The 23,506-nt window shown below is 64.9% G+C and carries 25 protein-coding genes; 17 read left to right on the top strand and 8 right to left on the bottom strand.

Annotated elements, in window-relative coordinates:
• Positions 1-34: 34 nt before the first annotated feature.
• The 9 genes from ssuC (at position 35) to PIN01S_RS25475 (ending at position 8,687) form a co-directional block, all read left to right on the top strand.
• Positions 35-820 (top strand): aliphatic sulfonate ABC transporter permease SsuC, encoded by a 786-nt coding sequence (gene ssuC, locus PIN01S_RS25515; protein ID WP_084339721.1) that lies wholly within the window; start codon positions 35-37, stop codon positions 818-820.
• On the top strand, positions 817-1,611 hold the full coding sequence (gene ssuB / locus PIN01S_RS25510) for an aliphatic sulfonates ABC transporter ATP-binding protein (protein ID WP_084339720.1): 795 nt from the start codon (positions 817-819) through the stop codon (positions 1,609-1,611). Before ssuC ends, ssuB begins: the two co-directional genes overlap by 4 nt.
• Before the next feature lie 40 nt (positions 1,612-1,651).
• Positions 1,652-1,867: a TOBE domain-containing protein gene (locus PIN01S_RS25505; RefSeq protein WP_084339719.1), complete on the top strand. Its 216-nt coding sequence runs from the start codon at positions 1,652-1,654 to the stop codon at positions 1,865-1,867.
• A 292-nt stretch (positions 1,868-2,159) separates the two neighbouring features.
• A complete protein-coding gene (locus PIN01S_RS25500; RefSeq protein WP_244506039.1) occupies positions 2,160-3,395 on the top strand; it encodes an SfnB family sulfur acquisition oxidoreductase in 1,236 nt (411 codons plus the stop codon).
• A gap of 9 nt (positions 3,396-3,404) precedes the next feature.
• Positions 3,405-4,625, top strand: coding sequence for an SfnB family sulfur acquisition oxidoreductase (locus tag PIN01S_RS25495; RefSeq protein ID WP_084339717.1), 1,221 nt, complete (start codon positions 3,405-3,407; stop codon positions 4,623-4,625).
• On the top strand, positions 4,625-6,019 hold the full coding sequence (locus PIN01S_RS25490) for an LLM class flavin-dependent oxidoreductase (RefSeq protein ID WP_084339716.1): 1,395 nt from the start codon (positions 4,625-4,627) through the stop codon (positions 6,017-6,019). Before PIN01S_RS25495 ends, PIN01S_RS25490 begins: the two co-directional genes overlap by 1 nt.
• 68 nt (positions 6,020-6,087) lie before the next feature.
• On the top strand, positions 6,088-6,903 hold the full coding sequence (locus PIN01S_RS25485; RefSeq protein ID WP_084339715.1) for a MetQ/NlpA family ABC transporter substrate-binding protein: 816 nt from the start codon (positions 6,088-6,090) through the stop codon (positions 6,901-6,903).
• Position 6,904: 1 nt separating this feature from the next.
• On the top strand, positions 6,905-8,053 hold the full coding sequence (locus PIN01S_RS25480) for a methionine ABC transporter ATP-binding protein (RefSeq protein ID WP_084339714.1): 1,149 nt from the start codon (positions 6,905-6,907) through the stop codon (positions 8,051-8,053).
• The gene (locus PIN01S_RS25475; protein WP_084339713.1) at positions 8,037-8,687 is read left to right on the top strand and encodes a methionine ABC transporter permease; all 651 of its coding nucleotides are present in this window, start codon (positions 8,037-8,039) and stop codon (positions 8,685-8,687) included. Before PIN01S_RS25480 ends, PIN01S_RS25475 begins: the two co-directional genes overlap by 17 nt.
• Before the next feature lie 289 nt (positions 8,688-8,976).
• Here the strand turns inward: PIN01S_RS25475 and PIN01S_RS25470 are convergent, their stop codons facing one another.
• Positions 8,977-9,723 (bottom strand): SDR family NAD(P)-dependent oxidoreductase, encoded by a 747-nt coding sequence (locus PIN01S_RS25470; RefSeq protein ID WP_084339712.1) that lies wholly within the window; start codon positions 9,721-9,723, stop codon positions 8,977-8,979.
• 233 nt (positions 9,724-9,956) lie between these two features.
• Positions 9,957-10,880: a LysR family transcriptional regulator gene (locus PIN01S_RS25465; protein ID WP_084339711.1), complete on the bottom strand. Its 924-nt coding sequence runs from the start codon at positions 10,878-10,880 to the stop codon at positions 9,957-9,959.
• 141 nt (positions 10,881-11,021) lie between these two features.
• On the opposite strand from PIN01S_RS25465, the gene PIN01S_RS25460 reads away from it, so the two are divergent.
• Together PIN01S_RS25460 and PIN01S_RS25455 are read left to right on the top strand one after the other, a co-directional pair.
• A complete protein-coding gene (locus PIN01S_RS25460; RefSeq protein WP_084339710.1) occupies positions 11,022-11,411 on the top strand; it encodes a RidA family protein in 390 nt (129 codons plus the stop codon).
• Between the two features lie 79 nt (positions 11,412-11,490).
• A complete protein-coding gene (locus tag PIN01S_RS25455) occupies positions 11,491-11,877 on the top strand; it encodes a VOC family protein (RefSeq protein ID WP_084339709.1) in 387 nt (128 codons plus the stop codon).
• A gap of 60 nt (positions 11,878-11,937) precedes the next feature.
• Here PIN01S_RS25455 and PIN01S_RS25450 read toward each other — a convergent pair whose 3' ends face one another.
• Genes PIN01S_RS25450 through PIN01S_RS25440 form a run of 3 tightly spaced genes read right to left on the bottom strand, consistent with a single transcriptional unit; the run spans position 11,938 to position 14,571 of the window.
• Positions 11,938-12,261, bottom strand: a complete 324-nt coding sequence (locus tag PIN01S_RS25450; RefSeq protein ID WP_084339708.1) for a rhodanese-like domain-containing protein — start codon at positions 12,259-12,261, stop codon at positions 11,938-11,940.
• Positions 12,262-12,272: 11 nt separating this feature from the next.
• Positions 12,273-13,634, bottom strand: a complete 1,362-nt coding sequence (chrA, locus tag PIN01S_RS25445) for a chromate efflux transporter (protein WP_084339707.1) — start codon at positions 13,632-13,634, stop codon at positions 12,273-12,275.
• Positions 13,606-14,571: a chromate resistance protein ChrB domain-containing protein gene (locus PIN01S_RS25440; RefSeq protein ID WP_170837232.1), complete on the bottom strand. Its 966-nt coding sequence runs from the start codon at positions 14,569-14,571 to the stop codon at positions 13,606-13,608. The genes chrA and PIN01S_RS25440 overlap by 29 nt, the downstream gene beginning before the upstream one ends.
• A gap of 160 nt (positions 14,572-14,731) precedes the next feature.
• On the opposite strand from PIN01S_RS25440, the gene PIN01S_RS25435 reads away from it, so the two are divergent.
• The 3 genes from PIN01S_RS25435 to PIN01S_RS25425 all read left to right on the top strand — a co-directional run bounded on the left by PIN01S_RS25435 (position 14,732) and on the right by PIN01S_RS25425 (position 17,478).
• Entirely contained in the window at positions 14,732-15,541 is an 810-nt protein-coding gene (locus PIN01S_RS25435) for an AadA family aminoglycoside 3''-O-nucleotidyltransferase (RefSeq protein WP_084339706.1), read from the top strand.
• A 955-nt stretch (positions 15,542-16,496) separates the two neighbouring features.
• Positions 16,497-16,766: a hypothetical protein gene (locus PIN01S_RS25430; protein ID WP_084339705.1), complete on the top strand. Its 270-nt coding sequence runs from the start codon at positions 16,497-16,499 to the stop codon at positions 16,764-16,766.
• Positions 16,767-17,130: 364 nt separating this feature from the next.
• Positions 17,131-17,478 carry a fucose-binding lectin II gene (locus tag PIN01S_RS25425; RefSeq protein ID WP_084339704.1) on the top strand — a complete coding sequence of 116 codons (348 nt, stop codon included), beginning with the start codon at positions 17,131-17,133 and terminating at the stop codon, positions 17,476-17,478.
• Between the two features lie 76 nt (positions 17,479-17,554).
• Here PIN01S_RS25425 and PIN01S_RS25420 read toward each other — a convergent pair whose 3' ends face one another.
• Positions 17,555-18,106, bottom strand: a complete 552-nt coding sequence (locus tag PIN01S_RS25420; protein WP_084339703.1) for an ATP-dependent Clp protease proteolytic subunit — start codon at positions 18,104-18,106, stop codon at positions 17,555-17,557.
• Between the two features lie 133 nt (positions 18,107-18,239).
• Positions 18,240-18,581 (bottom strand): con-10 family general stress protein, encoded by a 342-nt coding sequence (locus tag PIN01S_RS25415; RefSeq protein WP_084339702.1) that lies wholly within the window; start codon positions 18,579-18,581, stop codon positions 18,240-18,242.
• Positions 18,582-19,096: 515 nt separating this feature from the next.
• Between PIN01S_RS25415 and PIN01S_RS25410 the strand changes: the two genes are divergently transcribed.
• The gene (locus PIN01S_RS25410) at positions 19,097-19,945 is read left to right on the top strand and encodes an AraC family transcriptional regulator (protein ID WP_084339701.1); all 849 of its coding nucleotides are present in this window, start codon (positions 19,097-19,099) and stop codon (positions 19,943-19,945) included.
• 38 nt (positions 19,946-19,983) lie between these two features.
• Complete coding sequence (locus tag PIN01S_RS25405) at positions 19,984-20,583, top strand: LysE family translocator (RefSeq protein ID WP_084339700.1); 600 nt, start codon at positions 19,984-19,986, stop codon at positions 20,581-20,583.
• Between the two features lie 7 nt (positions 20,584-20,590).
• Here PIN01S_RS25405 and PIN01S_RS25400 read toward each other — a convergent pair whose 3' ends face one another.
• The gene (locus PIN01S_RS25400; protein ID WP_084339699.1) at positions 20,591-21,289 is read right to left on the bottom strand and encodes a pirin family protein; all 699 of its coding nucleotides are present in this window, start codon (positions 21,287-21,289) and stop codon (positions 20,591-20,593) included.
• 613 nt (positions 21,290-21,902) lie between these two features.
• Between PIN01S_RS25400 and PIN01S_RS25395 the strand changes: the two genes are divergently transcribed.
• Positions 21,903-23,222, top strand: a complete 1,320-nt coding sequence (locus PIN01S_RS25395; protein WP_084339722.1) for an OprD family porin — start codon at positions 21,903-21,905, stop codon at positions 23,220-23,222.
• The last annotated feature ends 284 nt before the right edge of the window (positions 23,223-23,506 follow it).

Genomic DNA, 23,506 nt, shown 5'->3' with positions numbered 1-23,506 from the left:
TACACCCAACGACAAGACTGACCGGGAGCAGATTATGACCCTCCATTCCCTCAGCCAGCGCCTGGCCCCCTGGGCGCTGCCCATCGCCTTGCTGGCGCTCTGGCAGGCCGCGGTGGCCGGCGGCTGGCTGTCCAGCCGTATCCTCCCGGCCCCCAGCGCGGTGCTGGAAGCCGGCTGGGCACAGATGGCCAGCGGCGAACTCTGGACCCACCTGGCCGTCAGTGGCCGGCGCGCGGCCATCGGCTTTCTCATCGGCGGCGGGCTCGGCCTGCTGCTCGGCTTCATCACCGGCCTGTCGCGCTGGGGCGAGCGGCTGCTGGACAGCTCGGTGCAGATGATCCGCAACGTCCCGCACCTGGCGTTGATCCCACTGGTCATCCTGTGGTTCGGCATCGACGAGACGGCGAAGATCTTCCTGGTCGCCCTCGGCACGCTGTTCCCGATCTACCTCAATACCTACCACGGCATCCGCAACGTCGACCCGGCCCTGGTGGAAATGGCACGCAGCTACGGCCTCTCCGGCTTCGCCCTGTTCCGCGCAGTCATCCTCCCCGGCGCGTTGCCATCGATCCTGGTCGGCGTGCGCTTCGCCCTCGGCTTCATGTGGCTGACCCTGATCGTTGCCGAAACCATCTCGGCCAACGCCGGCATCGGCTACCTGGCGATGAACGCGCGGGAATTCCTGCAGACCGACATCGTGGTGCTGGCGATCCTGCTCTACGCCGTGCTCGGCAAGCTCGCCGACCTCGCCGCCCGCGCCCTGGAACGCGCCTGGCTGCGCTGGCACCCGGCCTACCAGACCCACGGAGGTAACCCATGAGCGCCCTGCACAACCTGCACCACGGTCTGCCGCTGAGCCTGTCCGGCCTCGTCCGGGACTTCGGCGAGCGCCGGGTGCTGCACGGCATCGACCTGCAGATCCCGGCCGGCCAGTTCGTCGCCGTGGTCGGCCGCAGCGGCTGCGGCAAGAGCACTCTGCTGCGCCTGCTGGCCGGGCTCGACAGCCCCGGCGCGGGCCAGCTCAGCAGCGGCAGGCACGCCCTGGCCGAAGTCCGCGAAGACATCCGCCTGATGTTCCAGGACGCCCGTCTGCTGCCCTGGAAACGGGTGATCGACAACGTTGGCCTGGGCCTCTCCGACGATTGGCGAGCGCGAGCCCTGGAAGCCCTGGAAGCGGTCGGCCTGGCGGACCGCGCGGGCGACTGGCCGGCGGCCCTGTCCGGAGGACAGAAGCAGCGCGTCGCCCTGGCCCGTGCCCTGATCCACCGGCCGCGCCTGTTGCTTCTCGACGAACCGCTAGGCGCGCTGGATGCCCTGACCCGGATCGAAATGCAGCAACTCATCGAGCGCCTCTGGCAACGCCATGGCTTCACCGTGCTGCTGGTCACCCACGATGTCGGCGAAGCCATCGCCCTGGCCAACCGGGTGATCCTGATCGAGGACGGCCGAATCGGCCTCGACCTGCCGGTACGCCTGCCGCGACCGCGCCAACGGGGCTCGGCGGCCTTCGCCGCGCTGGAAGCAAACGTGCTCGAACGGGTCCTCGCCCACCCGGCGCTTCCGCCGGAAACCGCTTCACCGCTCCCGACGCACCTGCGCTGGGCGCTTTGACCAGGGATGCCCGGCATCCATCACGTTCAGGAGAGAAACCATGACCATCAAAGCCATCAACGTACGCAACCAGTTCAGGGGCACCATCAAGGAAATCACCGAAGGCGACGTGCTCTCGGAAATCGACGTGCAGACCGCCGCCGGGATCGTCACCTCGGTGATCACCACCCGCTCGGTGCGCGAACTGGAGCTTGGCGTCGGCAGCGAAGTGATCGCCTTCGTGAAATCAACGGAGGTGTCCATCGCCAAGCTCTGAGCGCACAGGACACAGCCGGCCGAAACGACACGGCCGACATTTTCGAGGCGGGAAGCTAGAGGCAGGCTCCCGCCTTTTTTTATTTCGACACCTCCATAAGCTAATTCATAAAAATTATTTATTTTAAAATTCTTATATCGTTTAGCTTCTTTTCCACCGGACCACCGGAGCATTGCCGTTATCACGCTGGCTCCGGTGCATCTTCAAGGTCGCGCCCGAGCGGCATTACCCCTTGAAGATGAGGTATCCAATGGCCCGACCGTCCGTTCCCCTGCGCGACACCGTCCCGGAGATCCGGTCCCAGCCCGCCACCGGCAGCGACCAGGACATCGCCCCTCCGCTGTACCCCGCGCGCATCCTGCGCAATGACGAGGAAGCCCTGCAGGCCGCCCGCGAGCTGGCCCGCGACGCCGCCACGGAAGCGGCGCGCCGCGACCGCGAGCGCAAGCTACCCTGGTGCGAGCTGGAGCGTTTCACCGCCAGCGGCCTGGGCAGCCTGACCATCCCTCGAGAATACGGCGGCCCCGGCCTGTCGTTCGCCACCCTCAGCGAAGTCTTCCGCCTCATTTCCGAGGTGGACCCGGCGCTCGGCCAGATTCCGCAGAACCACTTCGGCCTGCTCCAACTGATCCAGCTCACCGCCAACGAGTCACAGAAACGCCGGCTGTTCCGCAGCGTGCTGGAGGGCTGGCGGATCGGAAATGCCGGGCCGGAGCGCGGCAGCCGCCATACCCTGGACATCCGCGCGCGGCTGGAGCGCGACGGCGATGGCTTTCGTCTCAGCGGCGAAAAGTTCTACTCGACCGGTGCCCTGTTCGCCCACTGGGTGGCAGCCAAGGCCCTCGACGACCACGACCGCGTGGTGCTCGCCCTGATTCCGCGCGGCACCCAGGGCCTGCGCATCGTCGACGACTGGTCCGGCTTCGGCCAACGCACCACCGCCAGCGGCACGGTGCTGCTCAATGCCGTACCGGTGACCGCCGAGAACGTCATCGACCTGAGCCCGCAACGCGACCTCCCGAACCTCCAGGGTGCCGCCTCGCAACTGATCCAGGCCGCGATCGACGCTGGCATCGCCCGTGGCGCACTGAACGATGCCATCGCCTTCGTCCGCGACAAGGCGCGGCCTTGGATCGAGGCCAAGGTGGAGCGCGCCAGCGACGACCCCTACGTCGTCGCCGACGTCGGCCGGCTGAACGTCGAGCTGCATGCCGCCGAAGCGGTATTGCGCCGCGCCGCCCGCGTACTGGACGACAGCGCGGCGGCGCCGCTGGATGCGGACGGCGCCGCGCGCGCCTCCATCGCCGTGGCCGAGGCCAAGGTACTCACCACCGAGATCGCCCTGCGCGCCAGCGAGAAGCTGTTCGAGCTGGCCGGCAGTCGCGCCACCCTCGCCGAGTTCAACCTCGACCGTCATTGGCGCAACGCCCGCACTCACACCCTGCATGACCCGGTGCGATGGAAGTACCACGCCATCGGCGCCTACCACCTCAACGGCCAGCATCCGGCCCGGCACTCCTGGATCTGAGGACCGCACATGACCACCGCCATCAAACCCAGCCTCACCCAGGCCGTCCCGCCGACGGCCCTGATCACCAGCGACGCCCAGGCCCTCGACGTGGCCGAAGACCTGGCCGTGCTGTTCACCCGCGACGCCGCCGCGCGCGACCGCGAGCGACGCCTGCCGCACGCCGAACTGGCCCTGTTCTCGCGCTCCGGGCTGGGCGCCATCAGCGTGCCGAAAGCTTTCGGCGGAGCCGGTGTCTCAAGCGTCACCCTGGCCAGGGTCATCGCCCGGCTCGCCCAGGCCGACGGCTCCATCGGACAGATACCGCAGAACCACTACTACGCCCTCGAACTGCTGAGGGTGAACGGCACGCCGGCGCAGCAGCGCCGCCTCTTCGCCGAGGTGCTGGCAGGCCAGCGCTTCGGCAATGCGCTGGCGGAGCTGGGCACGAAGAACGCCCACGAACGCACCACCCGCCTGACCCGCGACGGCGATGGCTACCGCGTCAACGGGCGCAAGTTCTACGCCACCGGCGCCCTGTTCGCCCAACGCATCCCCACTTCGGTGATCGACGACGACGGCATCCAGCAGTTCGCCTTCATCCCCCGCGAGACACCCGGCATCGACGTGATCGACGACTGGTCCGGCTTCGGCCAGCGCACCACCGGCAGCGGCTCGGTGGTGTTCGACAACGTCTTCGTCGCCGCCGAGGACGTGGTGCCCTTCCAGTCCGCCTTCGAGCGGCCGACCACGGTCGGCCCGTTCGCCCAGATTCTTCACGCCGCCATCGACCTGGGCATTGCCCGTGGCGCCTATGAGGAGGCCCTGGTCTTCATCCGCGAACGCTCGCGACCATGGATCGACGCCGGCGTGGAGCAGGCCAGCGACGACCCGTTGACCCTCACCGAACTCGGCCGGCTGGCGGCCCACCTGCGCGGCGCCGAGGCGCTGCTGGAACAGGCCGGCCTCGCCCTCGACGAGGCGCAGGCGGCACCGGACGCCGCCTCGGTGGCCGCTGCCTCCATCGCGGTGGCCGAAGCGCGGGCGATCACCACCGAAGTCTCCCTGGCCAGTGGCAGCAAGCTGCTGGAACTGGCCGGGAGCCGCGGCACCCTCGCCGAATACAACCTCGACCGCCACTGGCGCAACGCCCGCACCCACACCCTGCACGACCCGGTGCGCTGGAAATATCACGCAGTGGGCAACTACTACCTCAACGGCGAACTGCCGCCACGCCGGGGGACCATCTGATGGAGCCGAAACAGCTGCAGCTCAACGCCTTCGACATGAACTGCATCGGCCATATCAACCATGGCCTGTGGACGCACCCACGCGACCGCTCCACGGAGTTCGGCAGCCTCGCCTACTGGACCGAGCTGGCGCGGCTGCTGGAGCGGGGACTGTTCGACGGGCTGTTCATCGCCGACATCCTGGGCGTCTACGACGTCTACCAGGGCAGCATCGACCTGCCCCTCAAGGAAGCCATCCAGCTACCGGTCAACGACCCACTGCTGCTCGCTTCGGCGCTGCTGGGCGCCACCACGCACCTGGGCTTCGGCGTCACTGCCAATCTCAGCCACGAACCACCCTACCTCTTCGCCCGTCGCCTCTCGACCCTGGATCACCTGAGCCAGGGTCGAATCGGCTGGAACATCGTCACCGGCTACCTGGACAGCGCCGCACGCGCGATGGGCCAGAATGGCCTGGTGGAGCACGATCGCCGCTACGACCAGGCCGACGAATACCTGGAGGTGCTCTACAAACTCTGGGAAGGGAGCTGGGAAGACGACGCGGTGCTTGCCGACCGCGCAGCGCGGATCCATACCCAGCCGGACAAGGTGCACCCGGTACGCCACCAGGGCGAGTTCTACCGCGTCGAGGGTTACCACCTCAGCGCCCCTTCGCCCCAGCGCACGCCAGTGCTGTTCCAGGCCGGTTCCTCCGAGCGAGGCCTGCGCTTCGCCGGCCGCCACGCGGAATGCGTGTTCATCGGCGGCTCCAATCCCTCGGCCGTGCGCGACCAGGTCGTGCGGGTCCGCCGCGCCGCCGAAGCGGCCGGACGCGACCCGCAGTCGGTCAAGCTGTTCCTCGGCATCAGCGCGGTGGTGGCGACGAGCGAGGCCGAGGCCCGCGACAAACTCGCCGAGTACCGTCGCCATGCCAACCCGGAGGCGGGCCTGGCGCACTTCTCGGCGTCCACCGGCATCGACTTCTCGCGTTATGGCCTGGACGAGCCCATCCGCTACCAGAAGACCAACGCCATCGAATCGGTGGTCAAGACCTTCACCGCGCCCGGCGCCGGCTGGACCCGCCGTCGCCTGCTGGAACAGCACGCCCTGGGCGGACGCTATCCGCTGCTGGTGGGCTCGCCGGTGCAGGTCGCCGACGAACTGCTGCACTGGCTCGACGATACCGGCCTGGACGGCTTCAACCTGACCCGCACCGTCACCCCGGAAAGCCATGCCGACTTCATCGACCTGGTGATCCCGGAATTGCAGGCGCGCGGCCGCTACAAGACCGCCTACGCCGAAGGCACCCTGCGGGAGAAGCTGTTCGGTGCCGGCCCGCGCCTGCCGGCCGAACACCCCGGCAGCGCCTGGCGGTCCCTCGGCGCGGCACCACAGGCCCGGCGCCTCGGCGGTTGATCCCTGCGCAACGACCACTGGACGACTCCAGCCACACCCGAACCGACGCAACCAGAAGGACCGACACCATGCTGCACACTTCTTCCCCTCGCCGTGGCTGGCTGAAAACCCTGGCCCTCATCGCCCTGCTGGGCACCACCACCCCCGCACCGGCCGAGGAGCCTCTCCGGCTGGGTACCACCGCCGCCTTCGCACCGCCCCTGGAAGCGGCCGTGGAAGAAGCCGAGAAACAGGGCCTGAAGGTCGAACTGGTGGAATTCAGCGACTGGATCGCCCCCAACGTCAGCCTCGCCAACGGCGACATCGACGTGAACTACTTCCAGCACATCCCCTTCCTGGAAAACGCCCGCCAGGAAGGCGGCTACGACCTGGTGCCCTACGCCCCCGGCATCATCAACAACGTCGGCCTCTACTCGAAGCACTACGCCAGCTTCGACGCCCTGCCGGAAGGCGCCAAGGTGGCCATCGCCAACGACCCGGTGAACGGCGGCCGTGGCCTCCTGCTGCTGGAAAAGGCCGGGCTGATCCGCCTCAAGCCCGGCGTCGGCTACCACGCCACGCAGCAGGACATCACCGCCAATCCGAAGCGCCTGCGCATCATCGAACTGGAGGCGGTGCAACTGGTGCGCGCCTACGACGACGTGGATCTGGTCCAGGGTTATCCCGCCTACATCCGCCTGGCGAACAGCTTCGACCCCACCTCCGCCCTACTCTTCGACGGCCTCGACCATCCCGAGTACGTCATCCAATTCGTCATCCGCCCGGACCGCAAGGACGATCCGCGCTTGAAGCGTTTCGTCGAGATCTACCAACAATCCCCCGCCGTCCGCGCCGCCCTCGACAAGGCCCACGGCACCCTCTACCAACCCGGATGGAAGAGCTGACATGAGCGGACTCCCGATCTCCCTGCGCCAGGTCGCCGACCTGCGCCCCGCCACGCCGGCCCCGCTATCGCCCGCCTCCCGCTCTCCGGCATCCAGGCCGGAAGCGCTCGACACCCTGCTGCGCTTCGAGGGCGTCGGCAAGACCTATCCCGGTGCCGAAACGTCGGTACGCGCCCTGCACGGCATCGACCTGGCGATCCGCCGCGGCGAAGTGTTCGGCATCATCGGCCGCAGCGGCGCCGGCAAGTCGTCGCTGATCCGTACCGTCAACCGCCTGGAACAGCCCAGCGAAGGCCGCGTATTGATCGACGGCCTGGACATCGCCCGCCTCGACGAAGACGGCCTGGTCGCCCTGCGCCGGCGCATCGGCATGATCTTCCAGCACTTCAACCTGATGTCGGCGAAAACCGTGCGGGAGAACATCGAACTGCCGCTACGGGTCGCCGGCGTGCCGCGCGCCCAGCGCCGGCGCAAAGTCGAGGACCTGCTCGCTCTGGTCGGCCTGGAGGACCGCCGGGACGCCTATCCCACCCAGCTCTCCGGGGGGCAGAAGCAGCGCGTCGGCATCGCCCGCGCGCTGGTTCACGATCCGCAGATTCTGCTCTGCGACGAGGCGACCTCCGCCCTCGATCCGGAAACCACCCAATCGATCCTCGCCCTGCTGCGCGAGATCAACCAACGCCTGGGCCTGACCATCCTCCTCATCACCCACGAGATGGAAGTGATCCGCGACCTGTGCGACCGCGTGGCGGTACTCGAACGCGGCGAAGTGGTCGAACAGGGCCCGGTCTGGCGCGTGTTCGGCGAACCGCATCATGAAGTCACCCGCACCTTGCTTGCGCCCCTGCGCCATCCCCTGCCGGATGACGTAGCAACAAGACTGCGCGCCGAGCCGGCACCCGGCGATGCGTTGGTTCTCGATCTGCGCTTCAGCGGGCGCAACGCGGCACCCGACCTGGCAGCTCTTGCCAACCGTCTGGGCGGGCGCGTGACACTGCTGGACGGCGGCATCGAGCGCATCCAGGGCCGCGCCCTCGGGCATCTGCTGCTGGCGATACACGGCTCGCCACATCCGGCATCCAACCTGCTCGAACGAGCGCATCAACTGGCGGACCACGTGGAGGCGATCGGCCATGTCGCTGCTTCTTGATCGACTCTGGCAGGGCCTGATCGACACCGGCCTGATGGTGGGCGTGTCGTCCCTGTTGGCCCTGATCCTCGGCATTCCGCTGGCCGTGGTGCTGGTCACCAGCGAGCGCGGCGGCCTCTTCGAGGCTCCGGCTTTGAACCGCCTGCTCGGCGGTCTGGTCAACCTGTTCCGCTCGGTGCCTTTTCTGATCCTCATGGTGGCGCTGATTCCCTTCACCCGGCTGCTGGTGGGCACCACCTACGGCGTCTGGGCCGCGGTCGTCCCCCTCACCATCGCCGCCACGCCCTTCTTCGCGCGCATCGCCGAAGTCAGCCTGCGCGAGGTCGATCACGGCCTGATCGAAGCCGCCCAGGCCATGGGCTGCCGACGCTGGCACATCATCTGGCACGTGCTTCTCCCCGAAGCCCTGCCTGGCCTCATCGGCGGCTTCACCATCACCGTGGTTACCCTCATCAACTCCTCCGCCATGGCCGGAGCCATCGGCGCGGGCGGCCTCGGCGACCTCGCCTACCGCTACGGCTACCAGCGCTTCGATACCCAGGTGATGGTCACCGTCATCATCGTGCTGATCGTACTGGTCACCCTGATCCAACTCAGCGGTGACCGCCTGGCACGGTACTTCAACCGGAGATAGGCCGGCTCGAATAGCAAAAGGCTTACAAGAACGACCGGCATTCTTCCATTTCCCAGACCGGCCGACCGCCTTAGGATTTCCCCATCCACTGAAGCAAGGGACGCTTCAGGATCAAGGACGATCGGCCATGGCCCGGAGGGCTACCGACAGGACGTTGGAATGGCCAGGAAAAAACCCGCTTCGGCGGGTTTTTTGTTTGGGGCGGAAAAAGAGAGCCATGCAGCGAGAGCACACCACAGCAACCACCCTCGCCCCGCCCCCATGACGGAGTGGGCACCACGACTGTGTTTTAGCGCAGGGTGTATCCGTTATCCACGATCAGATCCTGCCCTGTGATGCCTCGGGCTCCGTCCGACAACAGGAAGACAATCGCATCGGCCACAGCGCCCGGCTCGAGGAACCGGCCATCCAGCAAACGCTGCGTGACCGACCCGGCAACGTCGGCCAACTGAGCATCGTCCAGGCCCAGCGTTCCCCAGATCGGCGTTGCGGTCGGCCCTGGCGACACCATGTTGATACGCACCTGCTGCGCCGCCAGCTCGACGGCCAGGGTCCTTGCCTGGGCCTTGAGCGCGGACTTCGAGGCGATATAAGCGGCGAGGCCGGGGAATGTCACCTGCGACAGGAAGGTACCGATGAATACCACCGAGGCCGGGCGGGCCAGTTGGTCCCGCAGGGCAGCCAGGGCATTGAGGGCGCCGGCACCGTTGACGGCCCACTGGCGCTGAAAGGCTTCGCCATCCAGTCCGTCGGCCAGTTGGGCGATCCCGGCATTCGGCACCAAGTAGTCGATGGGGCCGAGGTCCCGCGCGTGCTGCGCCAATCTGCCCAGGTCTTCGGCGCGGGTCACGTCGCCTGACAACCAGAACACCTGCTTGCCGAGCTGCCCCTGCAAGGCGGCCGGCGGCTCGCTGCGCCGGGCCATGGCCAACACCCGGGCTCCTTGCTGCAAGAGCCGTTCGGCCACTGCCAGACCAATACCCGAGCCGGCACCGGTGATCACGGCAAGGGGAGACGAGGATTCGCGATTAGGCATGTTCTTTATCCTTGATGGGGTGGAAAGATTCGCGCGGCCTCCAAACGCGCCGGATGGCTGCGAGAGCACGCGTGGCCAGAGCATGGAATTCCCTCTGCCCTGGCCTATCCACCTCACTCAGAATTCATGCCAGTTATTTAATCCTTGTTTTTCAATGTCTTAAAAACAAACAGAGTCATAATGACAATCATGAATAGAGGTCGTTATGACTACCATGCAGTCATAATGACCCGCTACGAAACGGGGCTGACGACAGGCGCATGGTGCGTCATCAGCTCCGCAACCCAGTCGATGAACACGCGCAGCTTGGCGCTGACATGCCGGTTCGGCGGAAACGCGATGTACAGCGGCATCGGATCGAGGCGCCAGTCTTCGAACAAGGGCACCAGCTCGCCATTGGCCCGGTGTGCCTTGGCCATGTAGTCCGGCAGCCAGAGCACGCCCAGCCCGGCCAGGCCGGCCGCGAGGTAGGCGTTGCCGTCATCGACCGCCAGCACATGGCGGCCGTGCACGTTGACGCGCTCGCCGCCGCGGTGCATGGCATACGGAAAGGCCTTGCCGGAACGCGCCCACAGGAAACCCACGATGCGGTGATGCGTGTCCTCCAGCTCACGCGGATGTCCGGGAATACCCGCGCGTTGCAGATAGCTCGGCGCCGCGTAGACACCGAGTTGCAAGTCGGCCACGTGGCGCATCATCAGCGACTGGTCGGTGAGTTCGCCGCCCCGCACGACGCAATCCACGTTCTCATCGATCAGGTCGACGATGCGATCGCTGACGCCCATGTCGAGCTGGATGTCAGGGTAGCGCGCATAAAACGCCGGCAAGGCCGGCACCAGGATCAGGCGGGCCAGCGGGCTGGGCACGTCCACCCGCAGCCGCCCCCTGGGCGACGTCGCGGCACTGGACAGGCTGGTCTCGGCATCGTCCATGTCGGCCAGCAACCGCACCACCCGCTCGTAGTAGGCGGCGCCATCGGCGGTGACGTTGACCTTGCGCGTGGTCCGGTTGAGCAGCCTGACCCGCAGCCGCGCCTCCAACTGCTGCACCAGTTGCGTCACGCTGGTCTTGCTCATATGCAGCGTCTCGGCCGCCTTGGTGAAGCTGCCGGTTTCCACCACACGGGCAAAAGCCTGCATCGCATCGAAACGGTCCATCGAGGTCTCCATCCCGCCGGGATTGTTTGGGTTTCGCAAACAGTGATGGGTAGCCTTGCGAGTTTATCCGCTCACCCTGCCCCTCTACAGTCCTTCCATCTGCTCAACGGGTCGCTGCGACCCCTTCGATGGAGGTTTCCCATGGCAAAGCGTGACGTTGTTTTCCCCTCTGGCCGCCAGGCGCTCTACGAACGCAATCGCTATTCGCCGGCGATCCGCTCCAATGGCTTCCTGTTCGTGTCGGGGCAGGTCGGCAGCCGCGAGGACGGCTCGCCCGAACCCGACTTGGAGGCTCAGGTCCGCCGCGCATTCGACAACCTGAACGCCATCCTGAAGGCGGCAGGCTGTACCTTCGACGACGTGGTGGACGTGACCGTCTTCATCGTCGATCCCGAGTCGAATTTCGACACCATCTGGAAGGTCTTGCCCGACTACTGGGGCAGCGCGCCGCACCCGACGCTGACCGGCATCGGCGTGACCTGGCTCTACGGCTTCCAATTCGAGATCAAGGTGATCGCCAAACTGCCGTAGATTGATGCGAACTCGGCGCACGGCTCCTCCTCAAGCTAGGCTTGGTGCCTGCCAAGTCAGAACACCGCAGGAGGAGCTTATGAAGATCGTTGTGACGAGCGTACTCGTCGACGACCAGGCAAAGGCGCTGGCGTTCTACCGGGACGTGCTCGGCTTCGAGCCGAAGCACGACATCCCCATGGGTGAGCATCGCTGGCTGACGCTCACCTCCCCTGGCGATCCCGACGGGGTTGAGCTGCTGCTGGAGCCCGATGTCCATCCCGCCGCGAAACCGTTCAAATCGGCAATCAAACAGGACGGCATCCCCTACACCTTCTTCGGCGTCGACGATGTGCACGCCGAGTACGCCCGGCTCTGCGCGGCCGGTGTCCGTTTCACCCAGCCGCCGACCAGCGTGGGGCCGGTCACCCTCGCCGTGTTCGACGACACCTGCGGTAATCTCATCCAGATCGTCCAACGGAACTGAGCCGACGGCCATGCCTGTAAGCCACAGCGTCCAGCTCGTCCGGGCACTTGCGGACCATACTCACCCCAGGCGCTGCAAAGGCTGGCCGGCCGCGCACCAGCCGGTGAAACCGTCGATCAGATAGCGCGCATCCAGGCCCATGGCATGCAAGGTGGCGGCACAGCCCTGGCTGATCTCGTGGCCATGGGCACAGTAGAAGACTGCCGGCCTGTCGCGCGGCACCTCGTCCTTCCAGGCGAACAAGGACTCCGGATCGCACCACCGGCCGCCCCCGATTTCTGCCGCATCGGCCTGGCGCACAGCGGCGCGGCGGACGTCGAGCAACGTAAAGGTGCGGCCGGCAGCCAGCCACTCCGCCAGTTCGAATACCGAAATGCGCTCCATGATTGCCTCCTTCAGCGCAGCAGATGCACCGCCAGACCGACCAGGGCGCAGCCCAGCAGCACCTGGATCACCCCACGCTTGAATCGGAACAGCGCCAATGCGGCGCCCAGGGCAATCAACGCCGAAGGCCAGTCGAAACTACCGGCGAAGCCTTGCGGCCAGAGCACGTGGTAGCCGAAGAACAGCGCCAGGTTGAGAATCACCCCCACCACCGCGGCGGTGATGGCGGTCAGCGGCGCGGTGAACTTCAATTCGTTGTGGGTGGATTCCACCAGCGGGCCACCAACCAGGATGAACAGGAAGGACGGCAGGAAGGTGAACCAGGTGACCAGGCAGGCGGCCAGGGCGCCGGCGAGGAACGCCTGGTCGGCACCGAACACCTGCTGCACATAAGCGCCAACGAAGCCGACGAACGCCACCACCATGATCAGCGGTCCCGGAGTGGTCTCGCCCAAGGCCAGGCCGTCGATCATCTGCGTCGGAGTCAGCCAGCCATGGTGGCCGACCGCACCCTGGTAGACGTAGGGCAGCACCGCATAGGCGCCACCGAAGGTCAGCAGGGCGGCCTTGGTGAAGAACCAACCCATCTGAGTCAGCGTGCCTTCCCAGCCGAACAGCGCGGTCAGTACCCCCATCGGCAATACCCAGAGCGCGGCACCGATCATCAGAAGCAGAACCAGGCGCGACCAGCGGAAGCGCGCATGGGGCGGCGGCGGTGTGTCGTCGTCGATCAGCGCCGGCCCGTAGGACTGCTTGGCGGCACCGTGACCACCACCCACGCTGAACGCCTGCGGGGCCATTCGTCCACCGACATAACCGATCGCGGCAGCGCCCAGCACGATGAGAGGGAACGGCACATCGAGGGCGAAGATGGCCAGGAACGAAGCCCCCGCGATAGCCCACAGCCAATTGTTCTTTAGTGCCCGCGAACCGATGCGGTGTGCCGCCTGCAACACGATGGCGGTCACCGCCGGCTTGATGCCATAGAAGATGCCGGCGACCAGCGACACTTCGCCGAAGGCGATATAGAGCCAGGACAGGGCGATCAGGATAAACAGCGAAGGCAACACGAACAGCGCACCGGCGACCACGCCGCCCCAGGTGCGGTGCAGCAACCAGCCGATGTAGGTGGCCAACTGCTGGGCCTCCGGGCCGGGCAGCAACATGCAGTAGTTGAGGGCGTGGAGAAAACGCCGCTCGGAAATCCAGCGACGACGCTCCACCAGCTCCTGGTGCATGATCGCGATCTGCCCGGCCGGGCCGCCGAAGCTGATGAAGCCGAGCTTGAGCCAGAACAACAGGGCTTGCAGGAAACTGACGGACTCGCCGCGCGGAAGTGTCTGCTCATCGGGTTGCACGGTCGTCTCTCTCATCGCTCTGTCCTTCCTTGCCGAACGCCGCCAGCAACCCATCGAAGATGGCGCAGGCGGCAGCCAATAGTTGATCGTCGTCTTCGACGCTGTCCCGCAGCCCCGCCAGCACCCGCTCCACGCCGGCCGCCTCGGCGGGCTGGGCGCCGCCAATGTCGAGGTAATGCACCAATGCCGCCATGCGCCGCAGGCCGGGTGTATCCAGATCGAAGCAGGCCTGCAGCGTCTCGAAGGTCACCCGGTTGCCGACATGGCTGAAACGGGCCCCATCGAAATCGAAGCCCAGGGCGTCGGCGGGGCAATCTTCCACGGATGGCAACCAGAGGATGCGCGCATCCGGATCGATGAAACGGCGGATCAACCAGGCGCTGGCCAGGCGGTCGACCCACGGACGCCGGCGCGTGGCCCAGACGCGCCCCTTGAACTCGGACAGCGACAGGCGCTCGATCTCGTGCTCCTGGCTACTGGGCTCATCCTTGGACAGCGCCCGACCAATCGCGACCTCCAGTTCGCGCAGCCGCGCGTCGGTCTGCTGCTGGTCCGCCCCCGGGAAAAAGTCGCTGTCCTGGATCTGGGCAAAAGCCTTGCGCAGCTTGCGGGCCTGACGCATGACCGCAAGCGCGGTATCGGGGACCAACTGAGCGAGCTGTGCCTCTATCTCTCCACTCAGCCTGGTGTAATCCTCCGACCGCGAGAACAGAGGCACGAAGCGCTCCCCCTGGGGGTCGCATACCGGCAACAGGCAGGCGTAACCCTCGCTGTCGAGAATGTCGCGTTCCACCGTCGCCAGGGTCTCACGGCAGGCCGGCCGATCCGGCAGCAGATACACCCCATCGCGCAGCACCGCAGCCCCCGCCCCCTTCAAGGTTCGCCAGGCACGCATGCGCTCGGCGGCGTTGGCCGTGGGCAACGCCATAACCAGGCATAGCCAATCATTCATCGTAACAATCACACGAAAATCGTTCGATCTCTACAATATTCCAATTCAGCGCGGGAGAGAAGCCGCAAGAGAAGACGGCTGACGCCCGGCATATTCACCTGCCGAGGCCGGGTCCCTTACGATCGACTGTCCGAATCGATCCCGGCAGCCTCACAGTCTCATGAACACATCACCATTACGTGAAATCGCTCCCCAACTGTCGAGCGCCCTCGCCGTGCTGAGGCGCCACCTTGGCGAAACGCTGCAAGCCATCCACCTGTTCGGCTCTGCGGTCGATGGCGGGCTCAAGCCGCACAGCGACATCGACGTGCTGGTGACGGTGAGCGCACCCCTGACCGCAGCCACCCGGCAGGCGCTGATGACGGATTTGCTCTCGGTATCGGCCTGGCCTGTTACGGAAGGCTCGCTCCGGCCGCTGGAAGTAACGGTCCTCGTCCACGATGCCGTAGTGCCCTGGCGCTACCCGCCGCTGCGCGAACTCCAGTTCGGCGAATGGCTACGCGAGGACATCGAACACGGCCGCATAGAACCGGCCGCCCCGGACCACGACCTCGCCATCCTGCTGACGAAAGCGCGGCAGCACAGCCTCTGCCTGATGGGCCCGCCAGCAACCGAACTGTTCGACCCGGTGCCCCAGGCCGACCTCGCCCGCGCGCTGTACGACACCGCCCTCCAGTGGAACGACGAGGCGGACTGGCAAGGCGAGGAACGCAACATCCTCCTCGCCCTCGCCCGCATCTGGCTGACACTCACCACCGGCGAAATCGCCCCCAAGGACACCGCAGCCGCATGGGCTCTGCAACGCTTGCCCGAAGAACACCACCCCGTCCTGGCGACAGCACGGGCTGCCTACCTGGGCGAAGCTGAAGACGATCTGGGCGACAGGCCATCGGCCATGTCGGCGTTCGTGCGCTATGCCAGGGGGGAGATCGAGCGGGGTTATTTGGGGATTCTTCGGGGGGAGAATTGAGGCTTTGCGGTAACAGGCCAGCGAAATTGGAGCGATGAAACCGAAATAGCGGTTGCGGACTACCCTATCGACTGTCACTCGACAAGGACCGTTACATGAGAGCACTTGCCTTCACTGCCCGACTCTTCTTCCCCGTCATTTCTCACGGCGCCGAATTCATCAAGGAGTACGGCGGATTTCGTACCGCTGCCGCCTCTCCGGATGAATGCTTTGGCCATCCTACGAACTGCGAGAGAGCAAGAGCGGGACGCGGAGCGTCTTCGGCTGCATTCCCACGCGGAGCATGGGAATGATCAAACCCATGCCACCGACCAAACACCGCGCCAAACCGGAACGCCAAACTCCCCTCTCACCTCTGGGGAGAGGGCTGGGGTGAGGGGCGGATTACCGGCCGAGCCAGGATGCGCCCAGGCCACACCGATTCCCGTAGGAGCCAGCTCTGCTGGCGAAGTTTTGATCGCTCCCACGCTCCAGCATGGGAGCGTAGTTTGAGACGCTCCGCGTCTGCTCTGTTTACGGGACGCAGAGCGTCCCCGGTTGCATTCCCACGCAGAGCGTGGGAACGATCATCCGTCGATAGCCCCCAAAACGCGAACCATCGCACCCCACGCCCTTTCCCGAACCCGCTAGAGTCCGGCCTGTCACGCACCTCGTGACCGGGTGTCGCAACCTGTGTACAGAAAGACGCATTCCTCCAATGCTGAATAGTTGGCACTTCGTGTGCCAAACTATCGCGCTTTATGGCGGACCGTGCGGGGCGGGCTTCGGCCCGGCCGGCGTCCTTTCTGGCCGGTTTGCGACCCCCGCGCGGTCCGCCACCCTTTCGTGTCGCAACGGCGGGTAGGCGGTTCCTTAAACCCCAGAAAGGAAATAAGGACAATGGACTACCCTCCTTTTACCCTCGCGGGCCTCCCGCATGCGTTGCTTTTGGTCAACCTCCGCCCGGAGGTGTGCCATGCCTGACTACCGTCCCCTTCCCTCTTTCACCCCTGCCGGCAAGCCGGTGCTGTACGTCGATGCCAGCCAGAGCGCACTGGAGTTGTACGAGTCGGCCCAGGAGCGGCTGGATGCGGCGCGGCAGTTGGCGCTGGTGTTGTTCTGCGGCGATCAGCAGTTGGACGACAGCAGGGTGTTCGCGGCCTTCCACCTGTTGTTGAGCGATGCGGCCGGGTTGTACGAAGTAGCATTCGCGCAGTACGGACGACGAACCCTACCCGCCGGTTGAGGCATTGGCCGGTCCGTGGAAGCCCATTGCGGGTTTCCACGTGGCAGCTTCTTGGTGCCTTCTCCGGTTCCTTACGGCTCTCGCCGTAGCCATCAAAATGGATGCAAATCAACAAAAGATGAAGTTTTTCATCAAGATATCGGAGAGCACGAGACACGAAGTCGGTGGGCCGAAAACCTTCCGCAATGAGAAGGTTGTGCAATTCGTCGGATTAGACGGTTGCAGGGTTTGGGCCCGTCTAGAGTTACCCGGGCAAGGCGCTCCCCTGCCTGCGCCTTGCCGCTCCGCCAGGAGAATGCTGTCCCCTCGCCACTCGCCTGGCGGTGCGTGAGACGGCAGACCAAAAGCCTAATGGAGAAACATCATGGCTTATGCACAAGGAACCTTCACTCTCCCCGCAAACATCCGCTTCGGCGCTACCGCCTTCGCCAACTCCTCCGGCATGCAGGTCGTCAATGTGTTGGTCGATGGCAATTCCGTCGCGCAGTTCCAAGGGCAGAGCACCGGTAATGAGGTTATCGGCAGTCAGGTGCTCAGTTCGGGGAGTGGAAAGGTCCAGGTCACCGTGTCCGTGAATGGCCAGCAGTCCAGCCTTGTTTCCGCACAGGTAGTTCTGGCCAATAAACTGAATGTCATCGTGCTCGGATCGGAGGATGGAACCGACAACGATTACAACGACTCCGTGGTGATCCTCAACTGGCCACTCGGCTGATGTAAATCGTAGTGCGCAGCGGAGGCGCCGTTTTCACCAATGTTCCAAGGGTGCCTCTGCTGCACCGCATACCCACCTACATATGCACGCACCAATTGACCGCATTGGCGGGCGGAGCGAGCTCGTCCACTTCGTGGATAACGCCGGCTTCGAGCGCTTCGGCGGGGTTGAGAATCTTCGGGGCGCACATCAGGGCCTGGCTCACGTCCAACGGTTTGCGCGCGTCGCAGGTTCGCTCGTCGACGATGCGACCGTAGAGGAACAGGTCGTAGTCCAGGCTCATGGCGTATTCGGACATGCGCGCATGGTCCACCGAACCATGTAGCGTCCAATGGAAGGGGTGGAAGAGAAACTTGCTGTGCTGGCAGGCGGTACGCCGCCGACCGGCCAGGAAGATGATGTTGCCCATGGATTCGACGGTACCCAGGTTATGGGTATTCACCGGTATGGGAAGTGACATCAGGAAGTTATAAAGGGAAAAACCGTAACTGCATTCACCACCCATGGTGGCGATCTTGATAATGAGTTCCGAAGCATCCTGCTGAACGGCCTGGGTACATTTATCTATCAATTGACCGCAAGTTGAGGAATTGATCGGACCGGTAAAGTGCACGATATGAGTCGTCATGACCTGACTGCTCTATATAGTTTGCCGGCGAAACTTCCGCTGGCTTTTATCCGGGCCCATACAACTTCTTCGAAGTTGCCGAACCATGGCAGACGAAGCGAGCGGGAGACGGGCTCCCGCTCGTCCGGCTCGGTCAGCTACGACCGCCGCCGCGGCTGTTCTGGCCACCCTTGCGGCCGGCTTCGGAGGCGCGTTCGCGGTCGTTGGCGAAGTTACCGCCGCTGGCCTGTCCCCCTTTGCTGCCTGCCTCGGAGGCGCGTTCCGGGTCGTTCTTGAAGTTGCCGCCACTGACCTGGCCGCCCTTGCTGCCGGCTTCAGCGGCACGCTCCGGATCGTTCTTGAAGTTGCCCCCACTGGCTTGGCCGCCTTTGCTGCCGATTTCCTGATAGAACTCGCGGCCGTGGCTTTCCGAAGTCGCTTCGCCACCTTTACGGCCCGCTTCGTTGACACTCATTTTGCCTTTGTCTTCAGCCATGATGACCTCCAATCTGTTTGGCTTGTTTTGGCGCGATTACCGTTTCGCTCTTTTTAAGCACCACGGATATTCACGCATCGTAATAATGGAGTCGCATCGCCGTTGACAGTTTCGCCGTTTCGTTAATTATGCGGACGAATGGTTAATGGCACGGCGATGGGTATTTAAAGGCACTTTGATTAGCTATACGAACCGGCATTAAACGAATGCGACAATCAGCGAAGCGCTAAAAGGAAAAAGTGCGTAAAGAATGGATAAAAAAGCCTGCGCCCCATGGGCGAATGAATCCACGTAGCCGGATAAGCGCCAGCGCAATCCGGGGCTCGCCCCCTGAACCATCGCCAGAGGGGGCGAATTCACTCGCTCGACGAGGCCGCGCTGGGCGAATAAATTCGCCCCTACAAGGACTGCCGGATACGGCATGGCCGCGTTCTGCACAAATCTTCCAGAAAGGCGGATGCACGGCGCTAACATGTCCCTTCAGGCGAGCATTCTCACAACGGGTATCGGTAGGCATGACGGCCAACGACTGGATCGATCTTTCGGTGGACGCCGAGACGGGCATCGAGACGATCAGGGCGCACTTCGAAGGCCATGCGTACGATCCGCACTGGCATGACAGCTACCTGATCGGTTTCACCGAGCAGGGCGTGCAGCAGTTCCATTGCCGCAAGGTGCTGCACAACAGTACGCCGGGCCATGCGTTTCTGCTGGAGCCGGGCGATATCCACGACGGCCATGCGCCCACCGAGGGCGGTTTCACCTATTCGATGCTGTACCTCCAGCCCGACTGGATCGAGCGTGGCCTGCGCGAGCTGTTCGAAGACGCGCCGAGCCAATGCCAGCCCAGCTTCGCCAAGACGCTGGCCGCCGATCCCGAATTGATCGGGTTGATCGCTCAGGCGATCAAGGCCCTGCAGCACAAGGAGTTGCGTATCGTCCGTCACGCCGCGCTGGACGCCTTGCTGGCCAAGCTGGCGCAGCATCTGGTCTGGCGGCCCAAGGGGCTGGTCGATCCGCGTTCGCCGCAAATCGCCCTGCGCGCCCGGGATTACCTCCAGGCGCACATGGACGAGGATATCGGGCTGGACGATCTGTCACGGATTACCGGGGTGGATCGCTTCCGACTGTCGCGGGCGTTCAAGACCACCTTCGGGCTGGCGCCGCATGCCTATCTGATCCAGCTCCGTCTGGCCAAGGCCCGGCAATTGCTCGCCCTGGGGCACGCGCCGGCGCTGGTCGCCATGTCCCTCGGTTTCGCCGACCAGAGCCATCTCGGCCGCTGGTTCCGCCGTGCCTATGGCTTGACCCCGGCGCGCTATCGCACGCGCTGCTCGAACCTTCCAGACGCCCCACCGAAGTGAAATGACAATCGGCTTGGATCATCGAGAGGAACCGAGCCATGTCATTGAGCCAATTACTGCCGTTCGTGCTGTTCGCCTTCGTCGCCTCCATCACGCCGGGGCCGACCAATATCCTGATCCTCAGCAACAGCGCCCGTCACGGGCTCGCTGCCGCGCTGCCCATCATCCTCGGCGCCTGCGCCGGGGCGGCGGGTATCGTGTTGCTGGTGGGGCTAGGCGTGGGCGAAATACTGCTGCGCTATCCCCTGGTGCAGCGCGCCATGGCCTGGGGCGGTATCGCCTGGTTGTCCTGGCTGGCCTGGCAGTTGTTTCGTAGCGCGGCCCAGGGCGTCGACACGGATGCCTCGGCTAAACCCCTCGGCCTCGCTGGCGCGGCCGGGTTGCAGGTGGTCAATCCCAAGACCTGGATGATGGCATTGGCGGTGGTGAGCGTGTTCGCCGGCCAGGGTGCCAGCCCGGCGCGTTACCTGTTGTTCGCGGTGGTGTTCTTTCTGATCGCGATGCCTTGCCTGGGCGCCTGGGCCTGGCTGGGCGTCGGGGTGAAACGGGCTTGGCGCTCCGCCGCTGCCCTGACGCGTTTCAATCAGGGCATGGCGGTGCTGTTGCTGGTGTCCGCCTGGGCGAGTCTGCTGGGCTGACGGACGCTCAAGCGACATCCACCAACACGATCTCGCTCTCCTCCAGCGCAGTGATGCGCAGCGATGTTTCGTCGCGTACCGCCACGCCGTCACCGGCCTCGGCCTCCACACTGTTCACCTCGATGCGCCCGCTGGCCGGCACGAGGTAGACCTTGCGGCCCGCCCCGACGACGTACTCGGCGCTACTGCCGGCCTGCAGGGTGGCTGCAGCCAGGCGGGCGTTGGCACGAATCGGCAGGGCGTCCTGATCATCGGGCATGCCGCTGGCGAGGGTGACGAAGGCGCCGCTGCGCTCCCCCTTCGGGAACGGCCGGGTGCCCCAGGACGGCGGCAGGCCGGTTTCGTCGGGGATGATCCAGATCTGGAAGATCCGCGTGTCTTCGTTCTCCAGGTTGTATTCGCTGTGGGCGATGCCGGTACCGGCGCTCATCACCTGCACATCGCCGGCCACCGTGCGGCCGTGGTTGCCCAGGTTGTCGCGGTGGGTAATGGCGCCGCTGCGCACGTAGGTGATGATCTCCATGTCGCGGTGCGGGTGCTGCGGGAAGCCGGATTGCGGGGCGATGGTGTCGTCGTTCCACACCCGCAGATGGCCCCAGTGCATGCGCGCCGGATCATGGTAGTCAGCGAAGGAAAAGTGGTGACGGGTATCCAGCCAGCCGTGCTGGGCACCGCCGAGTTCCTGGTAAGGACGCCGTTCGATCATGGTGGTCTCCTCGAAGCGTGTAAGAGCCTGTTCAAAGGCCGAGCGGGATGCCGGCTGCGTTGGCGAAGCATAGGGATCGGGCCCTGCGCTGATAAACGCAAAATCCTGTCAACAGTCATCGACGGAATCGATGGCTGGGCGGCACGCCTGCATGATGGGCAGTGAGACTCCGCCTGCACGGGTTATTCACTACGGAGTCATCCGCAGCTCCGCCCCCTCACCCCAGCCCTCTCCCCAAAAGGGCGAGGGGGTGGTGCGTGTGAGTGCTCCGCCTCGTAGAGCAACGATATTTCGCCGGCTCAATCAGCCCTCCACGGGCGAATGAATTCGCCCCCTGCCGATGAACCACGGCCCATCGATTGTTACGTCAGCGTAAAGAGACCTTTCCGTTTTCCTGCATTTATCGCCCCGGTCGTTCTGCCCACACTCCGGCTCGGGATCGTTTCATGAATAAGAGATTACAGATCCTGGTCGAGCAGGCTTGCCGGCCTCTCCGCTGCCGCGTGCCCGCAAGAGGCAGATGCGCGGCGCGGCTGCCTTCTGCCAGGAGACCAGACGGCCCCGCATGCGAGCGGCCGATTACCGATAAGGAGTCAACCCGATGAACAACACGATGAAGCACAGCCTGCTGACGCTGGCGGTGGCCGCCGGCATCTCCCCCCTGGCCATGGCGGATACCGTCGGCGACCAGGCGGAGTCCAAGGGCTTCGTGGAGGACAGCAGCCTCGACCTGTTGCTGCGCAACTACTACTTCAACCGTAACGGCAAGAACGGCAGCGGCGACCGCCGCGACTGGACCCAGGGCTTCATCGCCACTTACCAGTCCGGTTTCACCCAGGGCACGGTGGGCTTCGGCGTCGATGCCTTCGGCTACCTGGGCCTGAAACTGGATGGCGGCAAGGGCACCACAGGCACCGGCAACCTGCCGGTGGACAATGACGGCTCCCCGGAAGACGACTACGGCCACACCGGCGGTGCGCTCAAGGTACGCGTCTCCAAGACGCTGCTGAAATGGGGCGAGATGCAGCCCACCGCCCCGGTGTTCGCCGCCGGTGGCACCCGCCTGATCGCGCAGACCGCCAGCGGCTTCCACCTGCTGAGCAGCGAGCTGGACGGCCTCGACCTGGAAGCCGGGCATTTCACCGCCGGCAACGGCCCGACCACTACCAGCTCCAAGGGCGAGCTGTACGCCACCTACGCCAACGTCACCGCCGACAGCGTGGACTTCGTCGGCGGCAACTATGCCCTGACCGACAACCTCAGCGTGTCGCTCTACGGCTCCGAGTTCGAGGACATCTGGCGCCAGTACTACGCCAACGCCAACTATGTGCTGCCCCTGGCCGACGACCAGGCGCTGGGCTTCGACTTCAACATCTACCGCACCAACGATGAAGGCCGCGCCGAAGCCGGCGAGATCAGCAATACCACCTGGTCGCTGGCGGCTTCCTATAGCTTCCTCGCCGCGCACAAAGTCACCCTCGCCTACCAGAAGGTCCATGGCGATACGCCGTTCGACTACATCGGCTTCGGCGACAACGGACCCGGCGCGGGCGGCGATTCGATCTTCCTCGCCAACGCGATCCAGTATTCGGACTTCAACGGCCCCAACGAACGCTCCTGGCAGGCCCGCTACGACCTGGACATGCAGCCCTACGGCGTGCCCGGCCTGAGCTTCATGGCACGCTATGCCAACGGCCGCGGCATCGACGGCACCGACATGGCCGCCGACAGCCCCTATCGCGACTACGGCTACGGCGAGGACGGCAAGCACCACGAGACCAACCTCGAAGCCAAGTACGTGGTGCAGACCGGCCCGGCCAAGGACCTGTCGTTCCGCATCCGCCAGGCCTGGCACCGTGGCAACACCGACCAGGCGGAAGGCGATCACGACGAATTCCGCCTGATCGTCGATTACCCGTTGTCGATCCTGTAACGGATCTTCTCCTGCCCTACTCCGGTGCGCGGTTGCTCCCACCGGCGTTTTTCAGGCCGCTCACGTCCCCCTGCGAGCGGCCTTTTTCTTATGCGATGGATAGGTCGACCGCCAGGGCTTTTTCCAGGACCCGATGTATCGATCCCACCGATCCTCCGATACGCCCCGCCTTGCAAAATCCCTCTGAAAATCGGCAAGAACCCTTCTACAACGGGCCTTTGCGCAGCAATCGATATCGCTGATGGTGACCATTACCACGCATCACTTCTGTCGCGGAGCCCCAT

The organism is Pseudomonas indica NBRC 103045, assembly GCF_002091635.1.
GTDB classification, from domain to species: Bacteria; Pseudomonadota; Gammaproteobacteria; order Pseudomonadales; family Pseudomonadaceae; genus Pseudomonas_M; species Pseudomonas_M indica.
This window is presented reverse-complemented; position numbering and strand designations above follow the sequence as displayed.